Below are 18,064 nucleotides of genomic sequence, written 5' to 3' on the forward strand. Positions count from 1 at the left end.
AACTAGCGGTTTTCCATCCATGGCACAGCCAAGACCCGCCCCTGGTCGCGATGAATTGATCAAAGCGCGACAGGAATTTCGGCCCCTCTTCTGGGCAGTGGGGTTGTTTAGCGTGTTCGCTAACCTCCTTATGCTCACCGGTCCACTCTACATGCTTCTCGTGTACGATCGTGTTCTCGGCAGCAGATCCGAGGCTACGCTCCTCGCTCTGACCCTTTTGATCGTCTTTCTCTTTATTATTATGGGCGCGCTAGACGTCAGCCGCGGGCGTATTATGGCCCGTATTGGCGCACGCTTCCAGAACCGGCTCGAGCGCCGCGTGTACGAGGCGAGTCTTCGCCGCGCCGCGCTCGACCCCAACTCCAGTAATGCGCAAACCGGTCTTCGCGATCTAGAAGCGGTACAACGCATGCTTGCTTCGCCCGGTTTGATGGCGATGTTCGACCTTCCATGGACGCCTATTTTTCTGGCAGGCATCCTAATCTTCCACTACTCACTGGGCCTGCTGGCCTTGGGCGGTGGAGCAATTCTGGTCGCATTGGCCCTGATTAACCAACGGATGTCGCGCCGCCCGATGCTCAAAAGCATCGAAACCAGCCAGAAGGCTGAAATTCTAGGGGACCATCTGCGGAATGAAGCCGAGATGCTGCAAGCCCTCGGGATGCGCGGTGCCAGCTTCAAACGGTGGAAGGCCACTCGGGATGAAGCTCTGGCGCAGCAAGTCGGTGCAAACGACATCTCGGGCAGCTTCTCGTCGATTACCAAAACATTCCGCCTGTTACTCCAATCAGCCATGCTGGGGTTGGGCGCATATCTCGTGCTGCAGAACCAGCTGACCGCTGGCGCCATGATTGCAGGTTCAATCTTGATGGGTCGCGCGCTAGCCCCGATCGAGATGGCGATTGGCCAATGGCCCGTGGTGCAGCGCGGGATGAAGGGCTGGTCGAACCTGTCCGAACTGTTGTCCTCTGTCCCACCCGAGGCCGAGCGTACCCCGCTGCCGCGCCCCAAGGCTGTTCTGTCCGTAAATCAGGTCACCGTTATTCCCCCCGGAGAAAAGCAAGCCGCCCTGCGCATGGTCAGCTTTGACTTGCAACCGGGCCAAGCGGTTGGCGTGGTGGGCCCTTCGGGCGCAGGCAAATCGACACTTGCTCGTGCGTTGACCGGCATCTGGCGTCCCGCTGGCGGTAAAATCCGTCTGGATGGCGCTGCTCTGGATCAGTTTGATCCGGACGTGTTGGGTCAGCTGATCGGCTATTTGCCGCAGCGCGTCCAACTCTTTGATGGGACGATCACTGAAAACATCGCGCGCCTGTCAGAGAACCCAGACCCCAAGCAAGTCGTCGAAGCCGCGCAACGCGCTGCCGCGCACGACATGATCCTGAAGCTGCCCGACGGCTACGACACCCGTGTCAGCCAGTTGGGGGGACGGCTGTCCGGTGGTCAAATTCAGCGCATCGGTCTGGCACGCGCGCTTTATGGCGATCCCGTCCTTCTGGTGCTCGACGAGCCGAACTCAAACCTCGACAACGAGGGGTCAGAGGCTGTGAACGCCGCCATCCGCCGCATGAAAGCCGAAGGCAAAGCCGCGCTGATTATGGCGCACCGGCCCGCAGCCATTCAGGAATGTGACCTGATCCTCATGCTCGAAGGCGGAGGACGCCGCGCCTTTGGTCCCAAAGACGAAGTCCTGCGTAGCATTTTGCAAAATCACCAAGACGTCACTTCTGCACGCCCCGGAGGTGTCACATGAGCAAATCATTTTCCGCACGCACGCCGATGACAATCGGCGCTGTCGCGCTCGCTATTCTCGTTTTCGGTTTTGGCAGTTGGGCCACTCTGGCCGAACTCTCTGGCGCGGTTGTCGCCAGCGGCCGGATCGAAGTGGATCAAAACCGGCAGGTCGTTCAGCACCTTGACGGTGGCGTAGTTGCCGAAATCGCAGTCGACGAAGGCCAGATGGTCGAAAAGGACGCGCTTCTCATCCGCTTGGACCCGACGCTTTTGCAGTCGGAACTGGCGATCATCGAGGGGCAGCTTTTCGAAGTGATGGCCCGTCGCGGTCGTCTCGAAGCAGAGCAGCACCAAGCGGACGAAATCGACTTTGATCCGCTGCTACTGGAACAAGCCGCCCTGCGCCCAGAGGTACAAGAGCTGGTAGACGGACAGAAGAACCTGTTTTTGGCACGGCGTGAGTCTGTCGCGAACGAAGTCGAGCAGTTGCAAAAGCGTCGCATCCAGACCGAAGAGCAACTGATCGGCATCGCGGCGCAGATCGCGGCGATCGACACCCAAGAAGAGCTGCTTGCTTCGGAGTTATCGGGTCAGCAGAGATTGTTGGATCAAGGTCTGGCCCAAACCGCCCGGGTGATGTCTTTGCAACGCGAAGCGGCGAGCCTCACCGGTGATCGGGGCGAACTTCTGGCGCTACAAGCCCAGTCCGAAGGCCGCATCACCGAGATCGAGATCGAGATCCTGAAGCTCAGCAGCCGTCAGCGCGAAGAGGCGATCAGTCAGCTTCGTGACATTGGTGCGAATGAGTTGAGTCTGCGAGAGCAGCGCCGGTCGATCCTCGAACAGCTCAGCCGCCTCGATATCCGTGCGCCTGTTTCTGGCGTCGTGTATGGCATGTCAGTCTTTGCAGAACGCTCGGTCATTCGGCCAGCAGATCCCCTGCTCTATCTGATCCCGCAGGACCGTCCCTTGGTCATCACGGCGCAGGTACCAACCATCCACATCGACAAGCTTTTGCTTGGTCAGGATGTGACCCTGCGCTTTGCCGCATTGGATCAAAGGACGACGCCTGAACTCTTTGGCCACGTTGTCAAAATCTCGGCTGACGCCTTCGAAGACGAGCAAACCCGTGCCAGCTACTACCGGACGGAAATTCTGCTGAACGACGGAGAGCTCGCGCGGCTGCCCGAGGGGACGTCTTTGATCCCGGGCATGCCCGTCGAAACCTTTATCCGAACAGCAGACCGGACCCCCCTGGTCTACCTCACGAAACCTTTGACGGATTATTTCGCAAAAGCGTTCCGAGAGAGCTGATCTGGACTATCGCGATGGTGCGTTCCCCGCTAGCGTCCGCTCAAAAGCACTAGCAAGGAGCGCACCATGACCGGAAAAATCGAAGCCCGTCTCACGGAACTTGGCATCACTTTGCCCGATGCCCCCGCGCCGGCGGCCAACTACGTCCCGTTTGTGCAGGTCGGTGATCTAGTCCACATTTCAGGACAGATCAGCAGTGATGAAAATGGCCTGATCACAGGCAAACTAGGTGCCGATCTGGACACCGCAGCAGGTGCCGCTGCCGCCAGCCGCTGCGCGCTGAGCCTGCTGGCCCAAGCCAAGGCGGCCTGTGGCGGAGATCTGGATCGCGTTGTGCGTCTGGTCAAACTGGTCGGTTTTGTGAACTCGACCGCAGACTTCACCGAACAGCCCAAAGTGGTTAACGGTGCCTCTGACCTCATGGTCGAGGTTCTGGGTGACGCGGGCCGTCATGCGCGCTCTGCCGTATCCGCAGCCAGCCTGCCCCTTGGCGTCGCTGTAGAAATCGAAGCGATCTTTCAAATCCAATGACCGCGCTAGACCCGCGATTTCTAGGGCGTCCCATTGCACACCGTGCCCTGCACGGTCCGGGGCGTCCGGAAAACAGCCGCGAGGCGATCGAGGCAGCATGCCAAGCTGGGTTCGGGATTGAGATCGACCTGCAACTCAGCGCGGACGGTCAGGCCATGGTCTTTCACGACTATGACCTACGACGTCTGACAGCGGCCTCTGGTCCGGTGCGTCAGCAGACATCAGACACACTGCAAGCGATCCAATTAACCGGTGGCGAGACTGGCATTCCCACTCTGCCGCAGGTGCTGGAACAGGTTTCGGGCCGCGTCCCCCTGCTGATCGAGATAAAGGATCAGGATGGCGGTCTTGGCCGCAACATCGGGCCGCTTGAGCAAGCCACCGCGAAGGCGCTGGCAAGATACACGGGACCCGTGGCCCTGATGTCGTTTAACCCCTACGCCGTGGCCCGAATGGCTGAGCTGTGCCCAGACATTCCGCACGGCCTCACAACCTGCGCCTACACCAAGGATGACTTTCCGCTGATCAAGGAAGCGCGCTTGGCCGAGTTGCGCGACTTGTCAGAAGTAGAGGCTTTGAACTGCGCCTTTATCAGCCATAACCGCGCCGATCTGGACAATCCGCAGGTGGCCGCGCTGAAGGACAAGGGCGTCCATATCCTGTGCTGGACCATCAAGAGCGCTCTACAAGAGGTCGAAGCCCGCCGCATTGCGGAAAATGTGACCTTTGAAAACTACAACCCCGCTTGATCCTGACAGGTAAGAGACCACCTTTGGCGTCGGGGGTGCCGACATGGAAGAAACGATAGAAATCCGCATGTTGTCGTCGGTCGCGGAACTGTCCGAGGCCGAATGGGATGCCTGCGCATGTCCCGAGGCGCAAGATGGCGGCCGCCCGCTCGATCCGTTCACCACGTGGCGGTTCTTGAATGCGCTTGAGCAAAGCGGCTCCGTCGGGCCCGGCACCGGCTGGGAGCCGCACTATCTAGCGGCGACTGTTGGCGACATTCTGATCGGGGTCGCGCCCCTCTATGCCAAGGCGCACAGTCAGGGCGAGTATATCTTTGACCACAACTGGGCCCATGCCTACGAACGTGCGGGTGGTCACTATTATCCCAAGCTGCAAATCGCTGTGCCGTTCACACCTGCAACCGGCCGCAGATTTTTGACCCATCCCGATTTTACCGATAGTGCACGATCCGCCCTAATGCAGGGCGCGATGCAAATTGCAGAACAGAACAAACTGTCTGGTGTTCACGCAACCTTCTGCACCGAAGACGAGGTCGCTGCGGGCAAGCTGCTTGGCCTTATGGGGCGCAAGAGCCAGCAATATCACTGGTTCAACGAAAGCTACGACAGCTTTGACGGCTTTCTTCAGGTCCTATCGTCGCGCAAACGTAAAAACATCCGCAAAGAACGGGAAAAGGCGAATGCCTTTGGCGGTGAGATCCACGTGCTGACAGGCGATCAGATCGAAGCTGAGCACTGGGACAGCTTTTGGCAGTTCTATCAGGACACGGGCGCGCGGAAGTGGGGTACGCCTTATTTGACCCGCGCGTTCTTTGACATCGCCCACGAGACCTTGCGAGATGACATTGTTCTGATGCTGGCCGAGCGCGATGGGCATTACGTCGCCGGTGCGTTGAACTTTCTGGGCCGCGACGTGATCTACGGTCGCTATTGGGGCTGCATTGAGGATCACCCCTGCCTCCATTTCGAACTGTGCTATTACCGTGCAATCGACTGGGCCATTGAGCATGGACTGTCCCGCGTAGAGGCCGGCGCCCAAGGGGATCACAAGCTGGCGCGCGGCTACATGCCTACGGTGACGCACTCTTTGCACTGGCTGACAGATCCTGGCTTGCGCAAGGCTGTGGCTCAGTTTCTGGCCGCCGAGGCCGCCGCCGTCGATGAAGAGATCGAGATCCTCACGGATTACGGTCCGTTTCGCAAAACCCAAGTGGAGGAACAAGAATGAGCAAACTACTCGAAGGCACAGACCGCACCGAAGCATTGGAAGAATTGTCAGAGGCTGGGTGGACCGTCGAAGAGTCCGGCAATGCAATGACGCGGCAATTCAAGTTCAAAACATTCCCCGAGGCTCTGGGGTGGATGGTCCACATGGGTGTCATCGCTGAAAAGATGAACCACCATCCTGAATGGTCGAACGTCTACAATCGCGTCGATGTGCGGCTAACGACTCACGACGCGGGGGGTCTTACATCGCTCGACCTAGAGCTTGCGAGGAAGATGTCGCAGTAGGCAAACCATCCGCAAAGCGCACGAGCGCTTGGGCAAACGTCGCTGGTTCCTCTAGATGCGGGCTATGGCCACTTGCAGAGAAACCAAGCGCACGCGCCTGCGGCGCCCGTTCAAGCATCCATTTGCGAACCTGACGGGGATAAATCTGGCTGTGCATACCGTAGCAAATTAACCAAGGGATCCGCAGTTGAGGAATGGTCGCGCGCTCGTCAGTCTTCATCATCGACGCCCACATTGCCTGCATCATTCCAGGGTTCTGACTTAGAACCAGTTCTAATGCGGCATCCACGGACTTATCATTATCCGATGCCGCACCGCTGAACATGCCACGCGCAATCGCACTTGCGCGCTTCTCCCAGTCGGTCTTGTAGGTCGGATCAGCAGCCTCGCGGCGTGTTTCCCGCAACAAACCGTAGGACCACTCTGGCCCGTTAGAAATCTTCGGTGACATATCGACCGTCACCAGCCCGCTTGCCTTGTCCTGCCCGAAACGCGACAGGTAGCGCCATGCAATCAGTGCCCCCATCGACCAGCCAACCAGAATCACATCTTCAAGTTTGAGGTCTAAGATGAGTTTATTCAGCGCTTCAGCGCTACGGGGAATATTTGGAGGCAGGTTTCGGCTTTGACCGTGACCAGGTAAGTCAGGAGCAATGCACCGAAATTGTGGTGACAACCGTTCCATCTGCCCAGAGAACACCGATCCATCCATGGTCCACCCATGAAGGAAGATTATTGGCCTGCCAGTGCCTTTGTCTCTGAAAAATGGAAGATCCACGAGAAGTCGAGCCAATCAAATTGCAATAAACTTGCGATATATTTAGCAACCTGAAGCCGAGACGCCAGCGCCGACTGTCCTGAAAATGGAAATATTAGATCACGTCCTTAACAGCGTAGCCTAAATAGGCCAACCGCAACAAAGCGCGCCGATTTTTGTTCAGCGGGAACCGCTTTGGCGGGTAGCTGACGAATTTCGGTAGCCCGTTCGACGGACGACCTGCCATGCGCGCGGCAATCTGCACCCCAGCATAACTGCCCATAGCAACACCGTTACCATGCCACCCCATCGCCGCGAATACGCCGGTCATATCAGGCACCTCGCCCACAAAGGGAACGAGCGACGGCATCAGGCAAACAAGCCCTGACCACATGTGCGTCGCCTCGACCGATGTCCATGCGGGAAACATGCGGTCAAAGTGTTGGCGCATCAGGCAGCGTGTCGCCGTTTCGGCGCGCGGAGAGGAAGACAAGCCGCCGCGCATCCCGAACAGAAACCGTCCATTTGGCATCAGCCGGAAGTAATGCAGCAGCGTGCGCGTGTCATAGGCCATCAGGTCACTGGTCCACCCTTGCGCGTGCTGTTCCGCTTCGGACAGCGGTCGAGTGACCATGACAGAGGACTGGGCCGGCAAATAGCGTGCGGTCAGCCAGTCCGGCAAATCGTCGCTGCTGTAGCCATTGGATGCGATCAGGACAGTATCCGCCTCGACCCAACCTTCGGGGGTGTGGGCATGCCAGCGGTTGGCCCCCTTGGTCAACTTTGTAACGGGAGTCTGACCGTAGATGCTGACGCCAAGCGAGTCCGCATGTCGGGCCAAGCCATCCATGTAGCGGCGCGGATTCAGGCCAAAGCCGACAGGCGTACGCATCCCGCCATGGAACCCGTGACCCGCAATCCCCATCGCCCGAAGGTCCTCGACATTGAAAACAGTCTGATTCTCTGCCGCCAACCGCTTCATCGCTCTGGCGGAATGGGCCAACACGATCTCGCCGTCGGAATGCCGCTCGACGTCTAGAGCCAAGTCGCTGATACGCTGGTCGACTAGGTCGATCGCAGTGACCTGCGCTGCATCCCACGCCTCTAGCGCCTCCAGTCCGTAGTGGCGCGCAATCGTAGCATCTTCGGCCTTGGCACCGCCCATGCAGCAGAAGCCCCCGTTTCGGCCAGAGGCCCCCCAGCCCGGAGATTCCGCATCAACAACGATGACAGAGGCGCCGCCCTGTGCCAACTCGATTGCCGCGTTCAGACCGACGAATCCTGCGCCAATAATAACAACATCCGCTTGGTGTGTGCCACGCAACACCGGCCAAGACCGCTGCGCTACGGTGCTATCCCAATAGCAGCCGTTTCGCACCGCGTCGGTGTAAGCGTAGTCCTCGAAAACGCGACGCATCAAGTACGCTCGGCTGCACGGGCGTCGGCTTCGGCGCGAGCAATGTTGCGTTTGCTGATCACTGAGAACCCAATGACCCCAACGGTCACGATCCCAATCATGATCGTCGATAGCGCATTAATCTCTGGGCTGACGCCCAAGCGTACCGAGCTGAAAATCTTGATCGGCAGTGTTGTAGCAGAGGGGCCTGCGGTAAAGCTGGCGATCACCAGATCATCGAGCGACAGTGTAAATGCCAGCAGCCAGCCAGAAATCACCGCAGGCATGATGATCGGCAGGGTCACGAGTCGAAATGCTTGGAACGGAGTACAGCCCAAATCCAGTGCGGCCTCTTCCAGCGATTTGTCAAAGCTAACAAGTCGCGAGCTGACAACGACACTGACATAGCACATGCTGAACGTCGTGTGCGCCAGCACAATCGTTAGAACTCCGCGGTCCAAGCCGATACCGATGAAGAGCAGCAACAACGACAAACCGGTGATGACTTCGGGCATCACAAGTGGGGCGTAGATCATGCCGGAAAACAGCGTTCGGCCAAAGAACCGACCGCCGCGCACCATGATATGCGCCGCCATCGTCCCCAGAACGGTCGCGATGGTCGAACTGATCACGCCAACTTGCAAGGTCACCCATGCGGCGTCCAGAAACGCCTCGTTCTGCATCAGCTCGCCGTACCACTTGGTCGAGAAGCCCGCCCAAACCGTCACGAGTTTGGATTCATTGAACGAATAGATAACGAGGATCAACATCGGCAGATACAGGAACGCGAACCCCAGCGTCAGGGAGGTCAGGTTGAACCAGCTGAAGCGTCTCATCCGTCGGCCTCCCGCTGCTTTTGCTCGTTGCGTTGAAACAGGATGATCGGGATCACGAGGATCGCCAGCAGGATCACCGCCACTGCCGAGGCCACGGGCCAGTCGCGGTTGTTAAAGAATTCTTCCCACAGGACCTTGCCGATCATCAGGGTGTCGGAGCCGCCCAAGAGCGACGGGATCACGAATTCACCGATCGACGGGATGAAGACCAGAAAACAGCCCGCAATAATGCCGGATTTCGACAGGGGAAATGTCACCAGCCAGAAAGCCTGCAGGCGCGAACAGCCAAGGTCCTCGGCCGCTTCGAGCAGGCTGTCGTCCATCTTTTCCAGCGCGGAATAGATCGGCAGGATCATGAACGGCAGATAGGTGTAAACGATCCCGATGTAGACGGCAGTCGTGGTGTTCATGATGACCAGCGGCTCGGAGATGATGCCGGTCCAGAGCAGAAACTGGTTCAGGAACCCTTCGTTCGACAGGATGCCCATCCACGAATAGACGCGGATCAGAAAACTGGTCCAGAACGGCAGGATAACCAGCATCATCAGGGTCGGGCGCCATTCGGATGGGGCACGGGCCATGCCGTAGGCCATCGGGTAGCCCACACACAGCGTAAAGAAGGTCGCGACAACCGCGATCTTCAGGCTGCTCAGGTAGGCTTTCCAGTAGAGGTCGTCTTCGGTCAGGAAGACGAAGTTTTCGAAATCCAGCTGGCTAAAGAAATCTTTTAGCCCGGCCCATCCGGCACTCGGATCCAGCTGCGGAAGATAGGGCGGGATCGACAGGTTCAGGTCCGACAACGAAATCTTTAGCACAATCAAGAATGGGACCAAGAACAACCCCAAGAGCCAAAGATACGGCAGCGCTATGACAAGGTAGCGGCGCATCACTTAACCCTCCAGCACCGAGCCGCCAGTCTTGGTCCAGCTGACCCAGACCTCATCCTCCCAAGTATAGGGACGGCGGCTGATGCGACGGGTGTTGGCCATCTGCGACTTGATCACTTGGCCTGTCGGCAGTTGCACGTGATAGGTCGAGAGGTTCCCTAAGTATGCGATATCAAGGATCTTGCCCTGTGCGGCATTCACGGCATCTGCAGGGCGGTCGGGACTGATCGTCACCTTCTCGGGGCGGATAGCGTAGAACACTTTCTGCCCTGCCGTGATCGCCCGAGAGGTCTGCGCAGTGATGGCCTGCTGGCCTTCGGCCCATTCAATCTGCACGGTTTCGTCGATTGCGGCGCTAGAGCGACCTTCGATCAAGTTCACGTCCCCGATAAAGTCCGCCACATACGCGTTGTCAGGGAATTCGTAGATGCGGTCTGGGGTCGAGACCTGCATCACCTTGCCTTCGTCCATGACGGCGATCCGGCTGGCGACGGTCATGGCTTCTTCCTGATCGTGGGTCACGATGACGAAAGTGGTGCCGGTGTTTTCCTGAATATCCATCAGCTCGAACTGCGTGTCTTCGCGCAGTTTGGCGTCGAGCGCGCCAAGCGGTTCGTCCAGCAGCAGCAGCTTCGGCTCTTTGGCCAAGGAACGGGCCAAAGCCACACGCTGGCGCTGGCCGCCGGAAATCTGGTGCGGTTTGCGTTTCGCGAATTTCTGCAGGCGAACCATCCGCAGCATTTCTTCGACGCGGTGGTGGATTTCGTCCTTGGGTTTTCCGTCGCGGCGCAGGCCGAATGCGATGTTTTCATAGACTGACAGGTGCGGGAACAGCGCATAGCTCTGGAACATCATGTTCACGGGGCGCTGGTTCGGGGCGATCGGCCCCATGTCCTGTCCGCCGACATAAATCTTGCCTTCTGTGGGGGTCTCGAACCCCGCCAGCATCCGCATCATCGTGGTCTTGCCACAGCCCGAAGGGCCCAACAGCGCAAAGAATTCCCGCTCGTAGATATCCAGCGTCAGATTATCGATTGCGGTGAAGTCCCCGAACCGTTTGGTGACATTTTCAAACCGGATCAGCGGCTTGGCAGCGGGATCATCCCATGGGGCGAAAATCGGAGCACCGTTGGCGGGCATGAATAACCTCGGCGAATGGTCGAAAAACAAAGAGGGGCGCGCAAGGAACCCTGGGCGCCCAAAACATCGGTCTTAGTTGCCCGATTTGATCTTGGTCCACATGCGGGTCACAGTCCGCTGCAGCTTGGGATCATAGGGCGAGAATGTGTAGAGGTTTTCCAGCGTCGCCTCGTCAGGATAGATCGCGGTGTCGCCGATCACGTCGTCGATCAGGTACTCTTGCGAGGCTTTGTTGCCGTTTGCGTAGTACACATAGTTCGAAGCCGCAGCCATGTTCTGCGCGTCCATAATGAAGTTCAGGAAGGTGTGCGCGCCCTCGGGGTTCGGCGCATCGGCAGGGATCGCCATCTGGTCGAACCACATCAAAGCACCCTCTTTGGGAGCGTGATAGGCCACCTCAACGCCGTTATCAGCTTCGGCGGCGCGGTCGCGGGCCTGAAGAATATCACCCGACCAGCCAAAGGCGACACAGATTTCACCGTTGGCCAGCGCGTTGATGTATTCCGAAGAGTGGAACTTCTGAATGTAGGGACGCACGCCCATCAGGACCTCTTCGGCCTTGGCGATAACGTCCGCATCCTTGCTGTCAGGGTTTTCGCCCAAGTAGGCCAGCGCGGCGGGGATCACTTCGGTCGGAGCGTCCAGGAAATAGACACCACACTCAGCCAGCTTTTCCATGTTCGCGGGATCAAAGATCAGCGACAGGCTATCGATGGGTGCGTCATCGCCCAGAACTTCGGCGACTTTGCCAGTGTTCGTCCCGATGCCTGTGGTGCCCCACATGTAGTTGATCGAGTACTCGTTGCCGGGGTCATATTGTGCGGTACGGTCTTTGATCACGCCCCACAGGTTATCTGCGTTAGGCAGCTGCGACATGTCCAGCTTCTGGAATGCACCCGCCATGATCTGGCGCTGCAGGAAGCTGCCGGTCGGAACCACGACGTCATAGCCCGAACCACCGGCCAGCATCTTGGTTTCCAGAACTTCGTTGCTGTCGAACACGTCATACACCAGCTCGAGGCCGGTCTCTTCTTCGAACTTGGTCAGCAGCTCTTCGTCGATATAGTCGGACCAGTTGTAGACGCGGACCTCTTCGGCCATGGCCGATGCTGCGGTGATCGCAAGCACTGCGGTGGTGGTCGCAAGTTTGAATGTCATGGTACTCTCCTGTTGGGCATCTGACGCTTTTCGCGCCTTGTAGAGAATTTGATCAAGTTTTACCCCATGTGGCAACGTTTCATTATTCCCACATCTCCAGTAAACTCATAAGGCTGGATACGACGCAAGCGGCACAACACAATTTGGAAGGTGATTAAGAATTGAGCAGCCCTGACCTCCCGAACGTCAAAAGCGCCCCACTCCCCGCTCACGAGATCGCCTACCGGTCTTTACGCGAAAAGGTCCTGTTCGGAGAGCTCGCCCCAGGGCAGCCCGTGACGATTCTCGGTCTGACAGAACAGCTTGGGGCAGGCATGACTCCGGTTCGCGAGGCGATCCGCCGCCTGATCGCCGAAGGGGCGCTGGACCTGCAGGGAAACCGCCGCGTTTGCGTGCCCAGATTGACCCGTGACTCCGTTGAAGAGCTGGTTTTTGCACGTCTTGCTCTCGAACCGCGGCTAGCAGAGTTGGCCTGCGAAAAGGCCGACGATGCTGCCCGCAGCAGTCTGGCCACGATCGACAAGCAGCTGGATTCAGCCATGCAGCACGGGGACATTTCGGGCTATCTGCGGGGCAACTACCAGTTTCACCACCGACTCTACGATCTGGCAAAAGCGCCCATCCTGTCGTCCATGGCAGATAGTATGTGGTTACGGTTCGGACCTTCCTTGCGTGTCGTGTGCGGCCGGTACGGCACCGTCAACCTTCCGGACAATCACAAGATTTTGCTGACTGCTATGGAAGCAGGCGACGTCAAGGGCGCCGCCCAAGCGATGCGCGACGACATTGAACAAGGCATGAATCAGCTGGCCGAGAGCCTCGGGGCCTCTGATTCGATTTGACAGTAAATAATTTGATCATATTCTTAATTTAGCAGCGGCGCCGCGGCGCCCGTCTCCCCCTTTGTTAGGACGAGGATCGTTATGGTCGAGATTTCCAACCACATGCCCACTGCCGAATTGCAGGCTCTGGACGCAGCGCACCACATGCATCCCTTTTCAACCCAGTCGGGCTTCTCGAAAAAGGGCGCGCGGGTCATCACCCGTGCCAAGGGTACGCGGCTTTGGGACTCCGAAGGGGCTGAAATTCTGGATGCGATGGCGGGTCTGTGGTGCGTCAACATCGGTTACGGCCGCGATGAGCTGGCCGAAGCGGCCTACCGCCAGATGAAGGAACTGCCCTACTACAACACGTTCTTCCAGACGACCCACGTGCCGGTCATCGCCCTGTCCCAGCGCCTGGCGGAACTGGCCCCCGGCGATCTGAACCACGTGTTCTATGCGGGCTCAGGCTCCGAGGCGAACGACACAAACATCCGCATGGCGCGCTTTTACTGGGCCCAGAAGGGCAAGCCGGAAAAGAACATCATCATCAGCCGCAAGAACGCCTATCACGGCTCGACCCTAGGGGCGATGTCGCTTGGTGGCATGAGCGGGATGCACACCCAAGGCGGCGTTGTGCAGAACGTCCACCACATCGACCAACCCAACTGGTGGTCCGAGGGCGGCGACATGTCCCCCGAGGATTTCGGCATCGAACGTGCGCAGCAGCTAGAAAAAGCTATTCTGGAACTCGGTGAAGACCGCGTCGCGGCCTTTATCGCTGAACCAATCCAAGGCGCTGGTGGCGTGATCGTCCCGCCGGACAGCTACTGGCCCGAGTTGAAGCGCATCTGCGACCAATACGACATCCTGCTGATCGCGGACGAGGTCATCTGCGGCTTTGGCCGCACAGGCAACTGGTTCGGCAGTGAAACCGTCGGCATCCAGCCCCACATCATGACGATCGCCAAAGGTCTCTCCTCTGGTTACGCGCCCATCGGCGGCTCGATCGTATGTGACGAAGTGGCCGAAGTCGTCGGCGGCGATGAGTTCAACCACGGCTACACCTATGCGGGTCATCCAGTCAGCTGTGCCGTAGCGCTAGAAAACCTGCGCATTCTGGACGAAGAGGGCATCGTGACCCGCGCCCGCGAGGAGATCGCGCCCTACCTGAAGGAAAAGTTCGAGGGACTGACCGAACATCCCATGGTCGGCGAAGCCAAGATTGTGGGCATGATGGGCTCTATCGCGCTAACTCCGCACAAGGAAAGCCGCGCCGCCTTTGCCTCCGAGACGGGCACCGTCGGCTACATGGTCCGCGAGCGCTGTTTTGCGAACAACCTGATCATGCGCCATGTGGGCGACCGGATGATCATCTCTCCGCCGCTGGTCATCAGCAAAGAGGATGTGGATCTGCTGATCGCGCGCGCTTGGCAATCGCTGGACGAGGGCATGGCGCAGGTCAAAGCAGACGGCCTGTTCAAACCCGCCTAAAACATCGAAACGCTGGCCCCTGCCCAGAGGCCAGCGTTTTTCATTCTGCCGCGTCGAGCCCCAAGAACCCGCCCGACTGCCGCGCCCACAGCCGCGCATAGGCCCCGTTGCGAGCCAGAAGTTCAGTATGGGTGCCTGCCTCGGTCACCTTGCCATCATCCATGACAATGATCCGGTCCATCCGTGCGATGGTCGACAAGCGGTGCGCGATTGCGAGCACGGTCTTGCCCTCCATCGCATGATCTAGAGCGCTCTGGATCGAGGCCTCAACCTCGCTATCCAGCGCACTGGTCGCCTCGTCCAAGATCAAGATCGGCGCGTCCTTCAGAATGGCACGGGCCAGTGCGATCCGTTGGCGTTGGCCCCCTGACAGCTTCACGCCGCGCTCCCCCAGATAGGCGTCATAGGCTTTGCGCCCCGCGAAATCTTGTAGGTGTTGTATAAAACCGTCTGCCTCGGCCGCCTCGGCGGCGCGTTTCATCTCGGCATCGCTGGCGTCGGGTCGACCGTACTTGATGTTCTCGCGGGCAGAACGATTGAACATCGCCGTGTCCTGCGTGACCATCCCGATCTGACTGCGCAGGCTCTGCTGCGTGACGTGCGAGATGTCCTGACCGTCGATCATAATGCGCCCGCCTTCGGGCTGGTAAAGCCGCAAAAGCAACGACACTAGCGTCGACTTCCCCGCGCCAGAGGCCCCGACAACACCAATCTTCTCGCCCGCTTTGATGGTCAGATCGATCCCCTGCACCCCGCCTCGTTCACGGCCGTAGGCGTATTTCAGGCCATCAATGCGGATTTCTCCGCCCGTCACAGACAGGTCTTGCGCGTCAGGCGCATCCTCAATCCGGCGGTGTGGGGTCAGCGTGCGAATGCCGTCCTCAACCTCGCCGATGTTGCCGTACATGCCCATTAGCGTGAAGCTGACCCAGCCCGTCATCTGCGCAATCCGCAGTGAAATCGCCCCAGCCGCAGCGATATCCCCCGCAGAAGCCTGCCCCGACCGCATCAGCAGCAGCGACGCACCTATCAGCAGGACGGGGAGCACACCGGCCCACGACATCAGGACCAACCGGAATTTCGCAGACAAGTACCCCATATCCAGCGCCTTGCCGCGAAACACTTCCATCGCCGACAGGGCCGCTCGATCTTCGTGATGGTCGTGGGCGAAGAGCTTCACCGTTTTTACGTTGGTGATCGTATCGACCACCTGCCCCGTGACCATCGCGCGGGCATTGGCACGGTCCTTGGACATGGCCCGCACGCGCGGGATGAAATAGCGGATCAGGGCAAAGTACCCGATCAGCCAGACCGTCAGCAGGCTGGCAACGCGCCAGTCTATCGCTCCTAACAAGGCCACCGACCCGAACAGGGATGCCAGCGCAAACGCCACTACGTTGACGAACTCTGACACAACTTCGGTCGTGGCACGGGCGGTCTGCATCTGCTTTTGCGCCAGCCGCCCTGCGAAGTCGTCATCAAAGAATGACACCTCTTGCCCCAGCACCCAGCGGTTCAGGCGCGAGAGCACCAAGGGCATGACATTAGGCTGAATGACAATACTGTTCGCCGCAGCCGACAGACCAAACGTGATCGGCCGCAACGCCAAGAAGAACAGCAGCGCACCAGCGATAACCGCTAAATTAACCGGCTGGAAGATGTCACCAGAGGCTGCAGCCGTGTCGACCAGCATCCCCAGAACCAGAGCAGACCCAGCCTCGGTTGCGCCCGCCAAAGCGGACAGCGCAAACGCACCGAATACAGCAGGCCACGCTCCGGCCAGCGCCCACTTCATGAACGCGCCCAAGGTTCGGGGAGGCGGCCCACCCGCGGGTTTAAATGAATCGATCCACTGAGATAATTTCAGCATTCACTGTCCTTTGTCGTCGGATCGCTGGCTAGGAACCCGCCCGATTGGCGCGCCCAGAGGCTGGCATAGAGCCCGCCTTGCGCCAGAAGCGCGTCGTGCGAGCCTTGTTCATGGATACGCCCCTGATCCAGAACAATAATCCGGTCCATTTGCGCAATTGTCGAAAGCCGATGTGCGATCGCGATCACGGTCTTGCCATCCATCAGCTGATACAGCGTGCTCTGGATGGCGGCTTCGACCTCACTATCTAGGGCGCTTGTCGCTTCGTCCAGCACGAGGATCGGCGCATCCTTCAAGATGACGCGAGCCAGAGCAATGCGTTGGCGCTGACCGCCTGACAGTTTTACACCACGCTCGCCCACGTGGGCGTCGTAACCGGTGCGGCCTTCGGCATCCTGAAGGGCAAGGATAAACTCATGCGCCTCGGCCCGTTCCGCGGCCGTAATCATCTGCTCTTCAGTCGCATCGGGGCGCCCGTACAGAATGTTGTCGCGGACCGAGCGGTGCATCAGGCTGCTGTCCTGCGTGACCATCCCGATTTGTCGGCGCAGACTGTCTTGGGTGACCTGCGCGATATCCTGACCGTCGATCAGAATGCGCCCCCCTTCGATATCGTAGAACCGCAAGAGCAACTTGATCAGGGTCGATTTGCCCGCACCCGAACGGCCGACGATCCCGACCTTGTCCCCCGCTTCAATCTGCAGGGACACGTGATCAAGGCCACCCTGCCCTTTACCATAATGGTGGCTCAGGGACTGAACCTCAATCCGGCCACTGTTCATGTGCAGATTTTGCGCGCCCTTCGCATCACGCAAAGCTAGTGGCTGCGCGATCGTCTCCAGCCCTTCGTCCACGACGCCGAGCTGCTGGAAGAAGCTACTGATCGCCCACATGATCCAACCCGTCATCGCGTTGAGCCGCAGGGTTAACGCCGTCGCCGCTGCCACGATCCCGACCGAAGCCGACCCCACGGTCCACAGATATAGCGCCCATCCGACCACGCCGACAATTAGCAGGCCATTCAAGGTCATCAGCATCAGATCCATAATCGTGTAGAGCCGCATTTCTTTGAAAAACGCCTGCCGCCCTTCTTCGATCACCTCTTTGGCGTAGTCGAGTTCTTGATCCTGATGGGCGAACAGCTTGACCGACTGGATGTTCGTGTAGGTGTCGACCACGCGGCCCGAAATTCGCGTGCGCATGTCGGCAGAGTATTTCGACGCAGGCGCAACCCGACGCATCACCCAGCGGACCAGTAGCAGAAACAGCCCGACCCACGCCAGAAGTGGCAACACCAAACGGCCATCACTGTCAGCCAGCAGGATCGCTGCACCGACAACATATGCCAATGCAAACGCGATCGCATCAAAGATCTGGAAAACAGCCTCGCCCGCCGCGGGGGGTGCCTGCATGATCCGGCCCGCAATCCGGCCCGCGAAATCATTCTCGAACCAGCCGACCGACTGGCGCAAAACATGCTTGTGCGCCCGCCACCGAAAGGCAGTCCCGAAATTCGGCAGGATCGCATTGTTCAGCAGCGCGACGTCCAGAAACTGAAGCAGGGGCCGAAGGATCAGAATAAAGGCCGCGACCGCCAAGACTTGCAGCCCTTGGGTCTGCCAAAACGTGGCGGGATCACCGGACAGCGCATCTACGAGATGCCCCATATAATAGATCAGCCAGACCTCGACCCCCGCCACAATGATCGCCGTCAGCGCGGCCCACGCGAACACCGCCCGAAACGGCCCAGACAGCCACCATAAGTAATCCCGCACCCTCCGGGGGGGCTGATCAGGCTCCGTATACGGAGCATAGGGATCAACGAGTTTTTCAAAAAACCGCATCATCGGGTCACCGCCTTGCTG

16 protein-coding genes are annotated in these 18,064 nt (G+C 58.9%); 8 read left to right on the forward strand and 8 right to left on the reverse strand.

Annotated features, from left to right (window positions below; all coding sequences use genetic code 11):
• Window positions 1-19: 19 nt before the first annotated feature.
• The 6 genes from BM225_RS08275 (at window position 20) to BM225_RS08300 (ending at window position 5,840) form a co-directional block, all read left to right on the forward strand.
• Window positions 20-1,753, forward strand: coding sequence for a type I secretion system permease/ATPase (locus BM225_RS08275; protein ID WP_072708854.1), 1,734 nt, complete (start codon window positions 20-22; stop codon window positions 1,751-1,753).
• Window positions 1,750-3,048: an HlyD family type I secretion periplasmic adaptor subunit gene (locus BM225_RS08280; RefSeq protein ID WP_072708857.1), complete on the forward strand. Its 1,299-nt coding sequence runs from the start codon at window positions 1,750-1,752 to the stop codon at window positions 3,046-3,048. The genes BM225_RS08275 and BM225_RS08280 overlap by 4 nt, the downstream gene beginning before the upstream one ends.
• 66 nt (window positions 3,049-3,114) lie before the next feature.
• Window positions 3,115-3,579, forward strand: coding sequence for a RidA family protein (locus BM225_RS08285; protein WP_072708859.1), 465 nt, complete (start codon window positions 3,115-3,117; stop codon window positions 3,577-3,579).
• Window positions 3,576-4,328, forward strand: coding sequence for a glycerophosphodiester phosphodiesterase family protein (locus BM225_RS08290; protein ID WP_092464171.1), 753 nt, complete (start codon window positions 3,576-3,578; stop codon window positions 4,326-4,328). The genes BM225_RS08285 and BM225_RS08290 overlap by 4 nt, the downstream gene beginning before the upstream one ends.
• A 43-nt stretch (window positions 4,329-4,371) precedes the next feature.
• Window positions 4,372-5,556 (forward strand): GNAT family N-acetyltransferase, encoded by a 1,185-nt coding sequence (locus BM225_RS08295; protein WP_072708864.1) that lies wholly within the window; start codon window positions 4,372-4,374, stop codon window positions 5,554-5,556.
• Window positions 5,553-5,840, forward strand: a complete 288-nt coding sequence (locus BM225_RS08300; protein WP_072708866.1) for a 4a-hydroxytetrahydrobiopterin dehydratase — start codon at window positions 5,553-5,555, stop codon at window positions 5,838-5,840. Before BM225_RS08295 ends, BM225_RS08300 begins: the two co-directional genes overlap by 4 nt.
• Here BM225_RS08300 and BM225_RS08305 read toward each other — a convergent pair.
• The 6 genes from BM225_RS08305 to BM225_RS08330 form a co-directional block, all read right to left on the reverse strand.
• Complete coding sequence (locus BM225_RS08305) at window positions 5,797-6,618, reverse strand: alpha/beta fold hydrolase (RefSeq protein WP_276326931.1); 822 nt, start codon at window positions 6,616-6,618, stop codon at window positions 5,797-5,799. The two genes, BM225_RS08300 and BM225_RS08305, sit on opposite strands and share 44 nt — an antisense overlap.
• A gap of 94 nt (window positions 6,619-6,712) precedes the next feature.
• Window positions 6,713-8,014 (reverse strand): NAD(P)/FAD-dependent oxidoreductase, encoded by a 1,302-nt coding sequence (locus BM225_RS08310; RefSeq protein ID WP_177218587.1) that lies wholly within the window; start codon window positions 8,012-8,014, stop codon window positions 6,713-6,715.
• A complete protein-coding gene (locus BM225_RS08315) occupies window positions 8,014-8,829 on the reverse strand; it encodes an ABC transporter permease (RefSeq protein ID WP_072708872.1) in 816 nt (271 codons plus the stop codon). Before BM225_RS08315 ends, BM225_RS08310 begins: the two co-directional genes overlap by 1 nt.
• Entirely contained in the window at window positions 8,826-9,716 is an 891-nt protein-coding gene (locus BM225_RS08320; protein ID WP_072708874.1) for an ABC transporter permease subunit, read from the reverse strand. Before BM225_RS08320 ends, BM225_RS08315 begins: the two co-directional genes overlap by 4 nt.
• A 3-nt stretch (window positions 9,717-9,719) precedes the next feature.
• The gene (locus BM225_RS08325) at window positions 9,720-10,856 is read right to left on the reverse strand and encodes an ABC transporter ATP-binding protein (RefSeq protein WP_072708876.1); all 1,137 of its coding nucleotides are present in this window, start codon (window positions 10,854-10,856) and stop codon (window positions 9,720-9,722) included.
• A 72-nt stretch (window positions 10,857-10,928) separates the two neighbouring features.
• Window positions 10,929-12,014 carry a polyamine ABC transporter substrate-binding protein gene (locus BM225_RS08330; RefSeq protein WP_072708878.1) on the reverse strand — a complete coding sequence of 362 codons (1,086 nt, stop codon included), beginning with the start codon at window positions 12,012-12,014 and terminating at the stop codon, window positions 10,929-10,931.
• 161 nt (window positions 12,015-12,175) lie between these two features.
• Here BM225_RS08330 and BM225_RS08335 point away from each other — a divergent pair, with 161 nt between their 5' ends.
• Together BM225_RS08335 and BM225_RS08340 are read left to right on the forward strand one after the other, a co-directional pair.
• Window positions 12,176-12,856, forward strand: coding sequence for a GntR family transcriptional regulator (locus BM225_RS08335; RefSeq protein WP_072708880.1), 681 nt, complete (start codon window positions 12,176-12,178; stop codon window positions 12,854-12,856).
• An 81-nt stretch (window positions 12,857-12,937) separates the two neighbouring features.
• Window positions 12,938-14,329, forward strand: coding sequence for an aspartate aminotransferase family protein (locus BM225_RS08340; protein WP_072708882.1), 1,392 nt, complete (start codon window positions 12,938-12,940; stop codon window positions 14,327-14,329).
• A gap of 40 nt (window positions 14,330-14,369) precedes the next feature.
• Here BM225_RS08340 and BM225_RS08345 read toward each other — a convergent pair whose 3' ends face one another.
• Together BM225_RS08345 and BM225_RS08350 are read right to left on the reverse strand one after the other, a co-directional pair.
• The gene (locus BM225_RS08345) at window positions 14,370-16,196 is read right to left on the reverse strand and encodes an ABC transporter ATP-binding protein (protein ID WP_072709414.1); all 1,827 of its coding nucleotides are present in this window, start codon (window positions 16,194-16,196) and stop codon (window positions 14,370-14,372) included.
• Window positions 16,193-18,046, reverse strand: a complete 1,854-nt coding sequence (locus tag BM225_RS08350; protein WP_072708884.1) for an ABC transporter ATP-binding protein — start codon at window positions 18,044-18,046, stop codon at window positions 16,193-16,195. Before BM225_RS08350 ends, BM225_RS08345 begins: the two co-directional genes overlap by 4 nt.
• Window positions 18,047-18,064: the final 18 nt, after the last annotated feature.

It is taken from the genome of Donghicola eburneus (assembly GCF_900115865.1).
GTDB classification, from domain to species: Bacteria; Pseudomonadota; Alphaproteobacteria; order Rhodobacterales; family Rhodobacteraceae; genus Donghicola; species Donghicola eburneus.